10 protein-coding genes and 1 tRNA gene are annotated in these 12457 nt (G+C 33.7%); all 11 read left to right on the forward strand.

Annotation, left to right across the window (positions count from 1 at the left end; translation table 11 throughout):
• The first annotated feature begins 46 nt into the window (after positions 1 to 46).
• The 11 genes from IMZ30_RS07905 (at position 47) to IMZ30_RS07955 (ending at position 12457) form a co-directional block, all read left to right on the forward strand.
• The gene (locus IMZ30_RS07905; protein WP_207037779.1) at positions 47 to 961 is read left to right on the forward strand and encodes a DUF58 domain-containing protein; all 915 of its coding nucleotides are present in this window, start codon (positions 47 to 49) and stop codon (positions 959 to 961) included.
• 83 nt (positions 962 to 1044) lie between these two features.
• A tRNA-Asp gene (locus IMZ30_RS07910) sits at positions 1045 to 1118 on the forward strand.
• Positions 1119 to 1288: 170 nt separating this feature from the next.
• The gene (locus IMZ30_RS07915; protein WP_207037780.1) at positions 1289 to 2077 is read left to right on the forward strand and encodes a polysaccharide biosynthesis/export family protein; all 789 of its coding nucleotides are present in this window, start codon (positions 1289 to 1291) and stop codon (positions 2075 to 2077) included.
• Positions 2078 to 2079: 2 nt separating this feature from the next.
• Positions 2080 to 4587: a GumC family protein gene (locus IMZ30_RS07920; RefSeq protein WP_207037781.1), complete on the forward strand. Its 2508-nt coding sequence runs from the start codon at positions 2080 to 2082 to the stop codon at positions 4585 to 4587.
• An 11-nt stretch (positions 4588 to 4598) separates the two neighbouring features.
• The gene (locus tag IMZ30_RS07925) at positions 4599 to 5882 is read left to right on the forward strand and encodes a nucleotide sugar dehydrogenase (RefSeq protein ID WP_207037782.1); all 1284 of its coding nucleotides are present in this window, start codon (positions 4599 to 4601) and stop codon (positions 5880 to 5882) included.
• Positions 5883 to 7071: 1189 nt separating this feature from the next.
• On the forward strand, positions 7072 to 7950 hold the full coding sequence (locus IMZ30_RS07930; RefSeq protein WP_207037783.1) for an ABC transporter permease: 879 nt from the start codon (positions 7072 to 7074) through the stop codon (positions 7948 to 7950).
• Positions 7951 to 8089: 139 nt separating this feature from the next.
• On the forward strand, positions 8090 to 8449 hold the full coding sequence (locus IMZ30_RS07935) for a four helix bundle protein (protein ID WP_207037784.1): 360 nt from the start codon (positions 8090 to 8092) through the stop codon (positions 8447 to 8449).
• 127 nt (positions 8450 to 8576) lie between these two features.
• Positions 8577 to 9839, forward strand: coding sequence for an ABC transporter ATP-binding protein (locus IMZ30_RS07940; RefSeq protein ID WP_207037785.1), 1263 nt, complete (start codon positions 8577 to 8579; stop codon positions 9837 to 9839).
• Complete coding sequence (locus tag IMZ30_RS07945) at positions 9836 to 10657, forward strand: sulfotransferase family 2 domain-containing protein (protein ID WP_207037786.1); 822 nt, start codon at positions 9836 to 9838, stop codon at positions 10655 to 10657. The genes IMZ30_RS07940 and IMZ30_RS07945 overlap by 4 nt, the downstream gene beginning before the upstream one ends.
• A 14-nt stretch (positions 10658 to 10671) precedes the next feature.
• The gene (locus IMZ30_RS07950) at positions 10672 to 11739 is read left to right on the forward strand and encodes a DegT/DnrJ/EryC1/StrS family aminotransferase (protein ID WP_207037787.1); all 1068 of its coding nucleotides are present in this window, start codon (positions 10672 to 10674) and stop codon (positions 11737 to 11739) included.
• A 1-nt stretch (position 11740) separates the two neighbouring features.
• On the forward strand, positions 11741 to 12457 hold the full coding sequence (locus IMZ30_RS07955; RefSeq protein WP_207037788.1) for a WbqC family protein: 717 nt from the start codon (positions 11741 to 11743) through the stop codon (positions 12455 to 12457).

Below are 12457 nucleotides of genomic sequence, written 5' to 3' on the forward strand. Positions count from 1 at the left end.
TTCTTATTTATAACTTTAAGGTTTAGTATCGACTAAACCTTTTTTTATGTCTAATTTTTTTGAGCATTATAATTTAACAGAATTTCAATTTTTGATTAATCGTATTACTGAAGGGTTTATATCAGGACTACATAAAAGTCCATTTCACGGTTTTTCATCCGAGTTTGCTGAACATAAACAATATATTAGTGGTCAAAGTACCAAAAATATAGACTGGAAACTTTATGCGCGTACTGATAAATTTTACACTAAAAAGTATGTTGATGAAACTAATTTGCGTTGCTACTTTATACTAGATATTTCTAAATCCATGTATTATCCAGTTGAAGCATCTCGCTACAATCAAAAAGTTGGATTTTCATCTATTTGTATTAGTGTTTTAATGAACATTCTTTTGAAACAACGTGATGCATTTGGCTTAAGTTCTTTTACAGATATTATAAATTATTCATCTAATACCAAAAATACAGTTACTCATTATAATCTTCTATTACGATATCTTGAACAAAACTTATTACATCCTTATGAATCTAATCATTCCACTAGTTATAAAATAAACTTTGAACAAATCGCAAATACACTTCCTAAGCGTTCTGTAGTTGTAATGTTTAGTGATTTTCTTTCAAATAACCCTCAAGATATTCTTGATGCATTCAAATACTTCAAATTTAAAAGCCATAGTCTTATTGTTTTTAATGTTTTAGATTTCAAGACAGAATTAAATTTAAATTTTTTGAATTCGGACACATTAAATCTTTATGATTTAGAATATGAACTTAATGAGAATATACAAATCGATAAACTAAAGCATTTATACAAAAAAGAAGTTCTTGATTATTTACATAGAATCAAAGATTTAGCAAATAAGCAAGGTTTTCCTTTTTACAGTGTAGATATTAATCAACCTATCGAAACTTTTTTAAGATCTTACTTTGTTGGAAAACAGATAATTAAACATTAATTGTTTTTTTTATTAAAAATATGGAGTATAAACCATTGTAGAATTAAAAATTGAGCTTATATTTGCAATCGCAAAAGTAAAATGGTCTGGTAGTTCAGTTGGTTAGAATACCTGCCTGTCACGCAGGGGGTCGCGAGTTCGAGTCTCGTCCAGACCGCATTTAATTTGTTGTGTTGTGAATAATTTAATTATTCAATTAAATCAGAGTTAATACTTTGTAGAAGCTTTTCCTTAGGAAAGGCTTTTTTTTTGAGTTTAATTTATTCGGATAGTTTTGTTTTCAAATTCTAAAAACTATATTTGTCTATTAGAAATAACTAGTCGTTAATGAGTAAACCTATCCTTCTTCTGTTTCTTTCAGTTGTTTTTCTAAGCTCTTGTATAAGTACTAAGCGTTTAAATTATTTGCAAACTAATAACAAGGATAAGCAAAGCATAGACTCTATCCTTCAGCTTAGAGAACTCCCTGAACCTTATCGTGTTCAAATCAATGATTTATTAAGTGTCCGTTTTAAAGCGCTTGATCAAGAAGTTGTTGGAATGTTCAATCCTGTATCTAATGTTAATAATAATGCAACTACTGAAGAGCAAGCTTATTTTGATGGTTTTTTAGTTGATCGTAGAGGTGAAATTGACGTCCCTACGCTCGGCAAAGTTAAAGTTATTGGGTTAACTCTGGAAGAAATTGAGCAGGCTTTAAAGACCAAGTTGTTAAAAGATTATTTTAAAAAAGAGGCTAATATATTTGTAACTGTTAAGTTAGCTGGTTTAAGATATACAACCATCGGTGAAATTGGCACTGGAAGTCAAGTGATTTATAAAGAACAAGTCACAATTATGGAAGCTATTGCCAATGCAGGAGATATTTCAACTTATGGAGATCGTAAAAATGTTCGCATTTTAAGGCAATATCCTGGCGGTCAGCAAATGCTTAATGTTGACCTCACCGATATTTCTGCTTTATCCTCAGATGAATATTATATTCAACCTAATGATGTAATCATTGTTGATACACTTCCTCAAAAGGCTATTGGTTTAGGCGAGAATGCATTTGCTATTTTTACGACAATTTTAGGTGTGGTTACCTCTATAACTATTATTTTATTGAGATTGTAAATATGGAGGAAGAATTTGAGTTAGAAGACAAAACCACTAATTTCGATTTTAAAGGATTTATCTTTAAAATATTGAGTTATTGGTACTTAGTAATTGTTTGTGTGCTTATTGGCTTAGGGATAGCCTACTACATTAATGTTAGAAAACTACCCGTATATAAAATTGGTAGTATGATTACCGTTAAAGATGATAGCAACCCTTTGTTTACGGCTAACACTAGTTTAACCTTTAATTATGGAGGTGTTTCAGACAAAGTTTCAACAGTTGTGACCACTTTATCTACAAGAACTCATAATGAAAAGGTTGTCAGGAAATTACGTTCTTACATTTCTTACTCCAAGGAAGGAGAATATCAACAAGTTAATGCTTATGACGAAGTCCCGTTCTATTTTTTTGATGACACCTTAAAGTATCAAGCTAAAGGTGTACCATTTCAAATAAAGGTACTTGATTCAACCCAATTTGAGTTTAAAGTTGAATTTAAAGATTTAGAAGAAGCTGAAAAAACAATCGACTTTACTAAATACAGCACAATTGAATCTAAGCAAAAAGTAATTCCGAATCAGGTTTATAGAAAGGTACTGCAATTTAATGATACTATTAATACACCTTTTTTTAAAGGGAGAGTCTTGTTAAATGGAAACCCAATTATTGTTAATAAGCCATACACTGTTCAGTTCAATGGTTTTTATCCTACCGTTAAGCGCTACCAAGATATTCAAATTAATACAGAATCTAAAGGTTCTTCTATCATTAACTTGAGCCTTACTGGAGGAAATAAAGCTGAATTAGTAGATTATCTTAACACAACAGTTAAAGTTTTAAGTCAGGATGCTCTAGAACGGAAAAACTTATTTGCCACTAAAACAATCCGCTTTGTTGATAGTATTTTGACTGAAAAGTCTAAAGAGCTTTCAGATGTAGAACGAGAGTTAAATCAATTTAAAATTGAAAATGATATCATTGATTTAACTGAGGAGAGTGCCAATTTAAAATCGAAACTAAGAGAATACGATAACGAGATTATTGCTCTTGAACGCCAATTAGATTATTATGATGATCTCGAAACCTACCTAGTTAAACGCACTGATTATTCTAATTTGCCTGCACCATCAGTCGCTGGGATTGAAGAATCTAGCATTAGTGATGCGGTTGCTAAAATAGTTGAGTTATCATTAAAAAGAGGAAGTTATAGTTATGGCTTAAAATCTAAAATGCCTAATTTCGCTGATATCGATCGAAACATTGATGCTTTAAAACGGGTTATCCTTGAAAACTTGAGTTCTTCTCGAAATTTATTGCGTAAACAGCGTCGAGATTTGCAAACTAAAATTGCACAGATAGAAGCCGAAGTCCGTGAACTACCTAAAGACCAACAAGAATTGCTAAAAATAGAGCGTCGCTTCCAAATCAGTCAAAATACCTATACTATTTTCCTTCAAAAAAGAAATGAGGCTAGCCTTATAAAAGCGGCTAATGTCAGTGACATTAAAATTATTGATGAAGCCAAAGATACTGGTGGTGGTAAAATTGGCCCAAACACCCAGCTTAATTATGTTATGGCAATTTTGTTAGGTTCACTAATTCCTTTGGTTTTTGTATTTATTATTGTTTTGTTAGATAATAAGATCTCAAACCCAACCGATATTGAGAAGTTATCACAAATCCCTGTTATTGGCTTAATTGGTAAAAGTACGCTGGACTCTAATCTTGCAGTTTTAAGTAAACCTCGATCTTCAATTTCTGAGAGTTTTAGAGGTATTCGGGCAAGTTTACAATTTCTGTATAAACAACAAAAGTCTTCAGATCAAGCAACTAAAACTACTTTAGTTACCTCATCTGTTAGTGGTGAAGGTAAAACTTTTACGGCCATCAATTTAGCTTCAGTGTTTGCTTTGAGTGGCAAAAAAACCATTTTGGTGGGTTTAGATTTACGGAAACCGAAAATTTTTGATGACTTCAATTTAACGAATGAAACAGGTGTTGTGAATTATCTGATAGGACAAAAGTCTCTTGATGAAGTTATTCAACAGACAAGCTATGATAATTTAGACTTATTAGTCTCTGGTCCAGTTCCACCAAACCCTTCAGAATTATTAATGGGTGAAACAATGGATGCTTTTATCGATGAACTTAAAAAGCGTTATGACCATATCGTCCTTGATACACCGCCAATAGGTCTTGTTTCAGATGCTGTTAATCTTTTTAAATATAGTGATGCTAATTTGTACCTCGTACGTCAAAATTATACTAAAAATGGTATGCTAGGTTTAATCAACGAGAAGTATCAAAAAGGCGAAGTAAGTAATATTAGTTTTGTACTTAATTACTTTGAGCATAAAGCCAAATATGGCTACGGCTATGGTTACGGTTATGGCTACGGCTACGGTTATGGTGGTTATGGTTATGGGCGTTATGGCAACGGCTATCATGAGCTTGAAAAAACCTATTCTTGGCGTAAAAAAATTAAGCGAAAAATAAAAAAACGCATCCGTAAACTAATTAAATAAATTTAACCAAAATGAAAAAACAACCCTGTATTGCAATTATCGGCTTAGGCTATGTCGGTTTACCTTTAGCTGTGGCCTTTGCTGAACAATTTAAAGTCATTGGTTTTGATATTAATAAAGCGCGAGTTGATGAACTAAACCAAGGTCACGATCACACCTTAGAGGTTGAAGATGACTTGTTGCAATCGGTTTTGAAAGAAGATGAAGCGAGCGGCTTAACAATTACCGCTTCGGCTGAAGTTTTGTCTCAGGCAGATATTCATATCGTTACCGTACCAACACCGACCGACAAAAATAGGCAGCCTGTTTTAACACCGCTTATTAAGGCTAGTGAAACCATTGGTCAAGTTCTTAAAAAAGGAGATATTGTGGTTTATGAGTCTACCGTTTATCCCGGTGTAACCGAAGAAGTTTGTGTGCCAGTGCTTGAACAATCTTCTGGTTTAGTATTTAATACCGATTTTTATGCGGGCTATTCACCAGAGCGCATTAATCCAGGTGATAAAACCCATACCGTTACAAAAATTTTAAAAGTTACCTCTGGTTCAACACCCGAGGTAGCTCAATATATCGATCAGCTTTATGCTAAAGTGATTACTGCAGGTACACACTTGGCGCCAAGTATTAAAGTTGCAGAAGCTGCTAAGGTGATAGAAAATTCGCAACGTGATATCAATATTGCTTTTGTTAATGAACTTTCAAAAATATTTAGACTCTTAGATATAGATACTGATGATGTTCTCGAAGCTGCCGCAACCAAATGGAATTTTATTAAATACACACCAGGCTTAGTTGGTGGTCATTGCATCGGTGTAGATCCTTATTATTTAGCTCAAAAAGCCATTGAAGTTGGTTACAATCCTGAAATTATTTTATCTGGCCGACGAATGAACGATGGTATGGGGCGTTACGTTGCGTCTGAAGTGATTAAACTCATGCTAAATAAAGAAGCAAAGGTAAAAAATGGAAAAGCTTTAGTTTTAGGTATTACATTTAAAGAAAACTGTCCTGATACCCGCAATACTAAAGCAATTGATGTGATTGAAGAGTTAAAAGCTTACAATATGCAAGTTGATGTTTGCGATCCGTGGGCTGATAAAGCTGAAGTTAAATCACTATTTGATATTAACTTGCTAAGGCTAGATGAAGTTTCATCAACTTATGATGCGGTTGTTCTTGCTGTTTCACATCATCAATTTTTAGAGCTTGATTTATCAAATTATCAAAACAAAAATTCTGTTTTATTCGATGTTAAATCTTGCTTACCTAAAGCGCAAGTCGATGGACGCTTATAAGCATTTTTAATAAGATTAAATTTTCAACGAGAATATTTAGCTGATATTCTCGTTTTTTAATTTTGACGCTTTTTGCTTTTTTATGCGCTTTTTGTTTTAATACTTAAGCCACACTTAAGCTATACTTAAAGTATTACTTAGCTATGCTTAAGAGTCGATTATCATTTGCTGTTTATAGTGACACTTCAAAAGCTTGAATCTTTTAAAATTCAGCTAAATGAATAAGCTAATCTGTGAAAAGGCTATAGGCTATATGCCGTAAGTAAAAAAGCTTAGATCCTATTGCCTAAAGCTTCACCATTCACGAATCACTGACAACTGATTACTGCTATGCGCTATTAGCCGTAAGCAAAAAGCGCCTAAAGCTAACTAAACCATTCACGATTCACTAAACACTGACAACAGGTTCTCGATACATTTTTTCTTTCCACAAGGTTTCAAGAAAAACCACTCGAACTGACAACCGAGGCTTCGATACATTCCGACGAAAATGTCGGAACATTCAGCCGCCGTGAATTTGGAACCAACAACGGACAACAGAAAAGCGATTTTACAACTACACTATTACACCACTACACCATTCACGCTTCACGGAAAACAGATTATTAAATGTATGTTTAGCATCGAGCGGAGTCGAGATGTGTTGTGCTCTATTAGTTTTTAAGAGTTTATTAATGTCTTTTCTTTTTTGCATCGCCCAATCCCGAAGTTTCGGGAGAAACTAATCCCGTCCCGAAGCATCGGGACTAGGCTGACGATACAAAAGCTAAATTGTAGGCTTATCGGCTAAATTTTAGAAACTCGTTTTAATGTTTTTAATTGAGTATTGACAACTCGTTAACTCAAACAGTCTAAAATTAAACGACAATTTCGCTGCTAATTTTGCGCTTTCGTCTCGATAGGGCGTTTACAGGTTTGCGTTGTATTGTGGTTTTAGAGCTCCAACAGAAAACCGACAACTGACAACCGAGGCTTCGATACATTTCGGCGAAAAAGCCGAAACAGTCAGCCGCCGTGAATTTGGAACCGACAACGGATAACAGGTTCTCGATACACTTTTTCTTTCCACAAGGTTTCAAGAAAAACCACTCGAACTGACAACAGATAACAGACAACCACTAACCGAAAATAAGATTTTTGCGTTTCATAAATAAAACTTAATTTTACACACCAATCTAAATGACTACAAGTGAGTAAAAAACCTTCAACCGTTGCAGAGCAGCAAGACTGGCTGTATGAAATTAGTCCGCATAAACCTTTACTTGATTTCAATTTTAAAGAAATTTGGCGTTACCGCGATTTGTTAATCTTGTTTGTTAAGCGTGATATAGTTACCGTTTATAAGCAAACGATTTTAGGACCGCTATGGTTTTTAATTCAGCCTTTATTTACATCGGTAATTTTTACCTTAATTTTTAATAATGTAGCTAACGTCAGTACAGGTACGGTACCTAATTTCTTGTTTAACCTCGCTGGTATTTCAGCTTGGGGCTATTTTAAAGAATGCTTAACTGGGTCTTCAGGTACCTTTACTAAAAACGCTAATATTTTCGGAAAGGTTTATTTTCCTCGAGTCATTATGCCAATGTCGATTACCATTTCAAATTTAGTGAAGTTTGGTATTCAACTGAGTATATTTGTAGGGTTTTATGTGTTTTATGTGAGTTCGGGCGCTTCAGTGAGTCCTAATAGCAACTTACTGCTGTTTCCGGTTTATGTGTTAATGATGGCCTTATCTGGTTTAGGTTTAGGGATGATTATTTCTGCCTTCACCACAAAGTATCGTGATTTAACCAAGCTACTAAATTTTGCTGTGCAATTGTTGATGTATCTCTCGGCAGTGCCGTTTCCGATGAGTAAAGTGAAAAATGATTTACCTGAATATTATTGGGCATTTAAATATAATCCTTTAGCTCAGATTATTGAAGGTTTTCGTTATATGACGATGGACGTTGGTTTATTTTCTTGGCTTAGTTTTTTCTATGCCTTAGGTTTTTCAATCGTTGTCTTTTTAGTCGGTTTGGTTATTTTTAATAGGACAGAGAAGAGTTTTATTGATACGGTTTAGCAGTGAATAGTGAATAGTGGGTGGTGAATGGTGAGTAGTGAACAGTGAATGGTGAGTAGTGAATAGTCGAATCACAAATCACGGACAACGAATCACGAAAAACGAATCACAGATAACAGATCACGAAAAAATAATAATGATGGATCATAAAGATTTAGATGTCTGGAAGCAAGCTATGAAACTGACCGCTATGGCTTATGATTTAGCAAACCAACTACCTGCGCAAGAAAATTTCATACTAAAGTCTCAGTTTTTAAGATCAGCTATTTCAGTGCCTTCAAATATTGCTGAAGGCTCAGGAAGAGATTCAGATAAAGAGCTTTTAAGATTCCTAGCGATTAGTTTAGGGTCTTTAGCTGAAGTAGAAACGCAATACTTAATTGCTGTTGATCAGAATTACTTTAAAAATTCTATTACATTTGAAGAACAAATAATGAATACAAGGAAATTATTATTTGGTTTTAGAAATTATATAAAAAGAAAAAGTAGTAATCAGTGAATAGTGTACAGTGATCAGTGACCAGTGAGTAGTGAATAGTGGGTGGTGAATGGTGAGTAGTGAGTAGTCAAATCACGAATCACAGACAACGAATCACAGACAACGAATCACGAATAACGATTAACCAATGAACAAAACAATACTAACCGCCAGAAACATCTCTAAACAATACCGCTTAGGTTTGGTAGGAACGGGCACTTTGGGTCACGATCTCAACCGTTGGTGGCACTGCGTACGCGGGAAAGATGACCCATATTTGAAAATTGGAGCCGAAAACGACCGCTCTAAAAAAGCTGAAAGCGACTACGTTTGGGCCTTACGTGATATTAATTTTGATGTGAAAGAAGGCGAAGTTTTGGGGATTATTGGTAAAAATGGCGCCGGTAAATCAACATTATTAAAAATTTTATCGCGGGTTACCATGCCCACCACCGGCAGTATTAAAACCAAAGGCCGCATAGCTTCACTTTTAGAAGTAGGTACAGGTTTTCATCCAGAGTTGACAGGTCGAGAAAATATTTACCTCAATGGTGCTATTTTAGGGATGACCAAAAGTGAAATTAAAGCCAAAGAAGAAGAGATTATTGACTTTTCCGGCTGCGCCATGTATGTAGATACTCCTGTGAAGCGTTACTCATCAGGTATGCGAGTACGTTTAGCCTTTGCGGTGGCAGCACACTTAGAGCCCGATATTTTAGTGGTAGACGAAGTTTTAGCGGTAGGTGATGCTGAATTTCAAAAGAAAGCCATTGGTAAAATGAAAGACATCTCTGGCACAGGTGGTCGAACGGTTTTGTTTGTGAGCCATAATATGGCGGCAGTGAAAAGTTTGTGTACACGCGGTGTCGTTTTAGAACATGGCACTTCTGTGTTTGAAGGTACAGCAGATGAGTGTGTAGACTACTATTTGAAATCTGGTGAAGAACTTACTAATTTTAAAAATTTAGATTTACAAGAAAATGATTTCAGGATTGAAAGCGTTGGTATTAAAAATCAAAATTCATCTTTTGATGACCCAATACTTGAAGATCAGCCAATCTTGTTTGAGCTAAAATACTCGAATAAATCAGATGTAGATTACAGAGTGACTTTAAAATTTAAAGACTCTTCAGGTAATGATTTTATGACAGTTTCTAATTTAAATAAAGACAACCTAGGGCTTATTGAAGGAAATAAACTTGTACTTGAGATACCAAACGGATTTTTCAATGCAAAAGCTTTTTATGTGGATATGTTGGTTTTTAATTTTAAAGGAGGTTTAAGGAGTAGGTCGTTTACATTAAATGATATCCTTAGTTTTAACATCGTCTACGGCAAAAGAGAAGAAGGCGCTTGGTTAGGAGAATCTAAGGCCTTAATTAAACCAAATTTTAACTGGAAAAAACTATGACAAAGGGAGACGACTTTATTTTTCTATATATTCCTAAAACAGGTTCTTCATTTACATTATCAGCTTTTAGTCAAATAAACAAAAGCTTAAAAAATTATAGGTATATTTTAAAAAGAAAAAGGCTTAGTGTTAAAAATATAAATTCAGCTAATATTAGAGATCGATTTTTTAATAAAAATAAGAATCAACATACAACAGTTAGCCAAGTACATAAAAATGATCTTTCAAGAAGTAAATTATACTCAATCATTCGTAATCCTTTTTATGCTTATATTTCAAGATATGAATATAAACATTTTGCAAACCCAAATTGGAAAAGTGACAGCCGATTTAAAAATTTAGTCTCGAGTAATTTTCCAGATTTTCCTAATATTAGTTTTAAAGATTATATACAGTTATCAAAAATCTTAGCTAAAGATAAGTTAGATAATCATATACAAGTAAAGCCAAAAATTGAAATTGGACCTTTATCGCTTCAATTTATACAAATGTTTGCTTATGAACCAAAAGAAGTTTTGAGTGTGATCGACTCAAATTTCTTTAATAATAATAAAATTGATGAGTATTTTCCTGAAGTGTCTTTTCTAAATAATGAAAATTTAAGTCAAGAACTTCATTCAACATTAATAAAATTAGGTTACCCTAAAAAATTAATAAATTTTATTTTAAATTCAAAAAAGAAAAATGTAAGCGTTAAAAAACCTTACAATACTTATTTGAGTAAAGAGATTGTTAATGACATTCAAAAGACTGAGTGGTTTTTATTTGATTTTTTCTCAGATAGGAGTGATGCTTGGTTTAAAGCTATTAATAGTTAAAGTAGTTTGTAATTATGATCAACGTCACCAAAACCTTTTTTCCGCCATTAGAAGATTACCAAAAGCAGACCCAGCGCGTTTGGGATAACCAATGGTTAACCAATAATGGCGAATTGTATAAAGAACTTTCATTAAAGTTAAAAAGCTATTTAGGCGTTAATCACATCATCCCGATGACCAATGGAACGCTACCGATTCAAATTGCACTCAATGCCTATGCGAATCAAGGTGAAGTCATTACGACGCCTTTTTCTTACGTGGCCACGACGGCGAGTATTGTTTGGGAAAAATGCACACCTGTTTTCGTAGATATTGATCCAGATCACCTTACTATCGACGAAACGAAGATAGAAGCTGCCATTACCGATAAAACCACTTGCATTTTAGCCACTCACGTGTATGGCAATCCTTGTCACTTAGAAGCCATTGAAGCCATTGCTAAAAAACATGATTTAAAAGTCATTTACGACGCTGCCCATTGTTTTGGGGTGACATATAAGGGAACATCTATTTTTAATTATGGCGATGTGAGCACTTGTAGTTTTCATGCCACCAAGTTATTTCACACTGGTGAAGGCGGCGCTTTATTTTGCCAAGATGAAACAACTAGGCAAGAGATGTGGTATCGGCATAATTTTGGGCATGATGGTCCCGAAAAATATCACGGTTTAGGCATGAATGCCAAAATGAGCGAACTGCAAGCCGCGATGGGTTTAAGCGTATTGCCTTATATGGCGCATATTTTAGCAGAACGAAAACGCGTTTGCTCATTTTACGACCAACATTTAGACTGGACTAAACTAAGCAAATTTAAATTGAGAGCAGATACAACATGGAATTACGCCTACTATCCAGTCATTTTTCCATCAGAAGTAGACTTGCTGAGCGCAAAGGACAAGTTAGAAGCGCATCAAATCTTCCCAAGACGTTATTTTTACCCAAGTTTAGAAGACTTGCCGTACATCAATTCTAAGACTTGCCCCATCGCGCAAACTTATGCTAAACGTATACTTTGTTTGCCCTTGTATGTTGATTTAAAAAAAACAGAATTAAATTTAATTATTAAACAGCTTAACTCATAATATGCAACAACAACACAAAGCAATTGCCGTAATGCAGCCTTATATTTTTCCGTATATTGGCTATTTTCAGTTAATTCAGGCAGTTGACGTGTTTGTGTTTTATGATGATGTGAATTTTATAAAAAGAGGCTGGATAAATAGAAATAAAATACTAATTAATAATTCTGAAAAGTTAATTACATTTCCTTGTGTTAAAGTTAGTCAAAATAAATTAATTAATGAAGTTGGTGTTGATACTAGATCAAAACAATTCATTAAGACAAAAAATACCATTTATCACGCTTACTGCAAAGCACCATATTTTGATCAAGTTTTTCCTTTTATCAATGAAATTTTGATTGATAAATATGATTCGATTGCAAGTTTAGCTATAAAAAGTATTACTGCTGTTTTAGACTATTTATCCATTGATAAAATATTATATAAATCTTCTGAATCTTTTAGCTCTTCTAAAGGCTTAAAAAAAGAGGAGAGATTGCAAGCAATTGTTAAAAAATTGAACGCTAAATATTATGTTAATGCAATTGGAGGGATTGAACTTTACAGTAAAGAAGATTTTAAAAAAAATGAGATTAATCTCAAATTTCTTTCACCTACTTTGAAAGAATATGATCAAAAAAATAACAAATTTGTTTCAGGTTTATCAATAATTGATTTGTTGATGTTTAATAAACCTAGCGAAATAAAAAGATTAATGCAGGATTTTCAACTTCAATAA

This window comes from Psychroflexus sp. ALD_RP9 (genome assembly GCF_017311165.1).
Taxonomy (GTDB): Bacteria; Bacteroidota; Bacteroidia; order Flavobacteriales; family Flavobacteriaceae; genus Psychroflexus.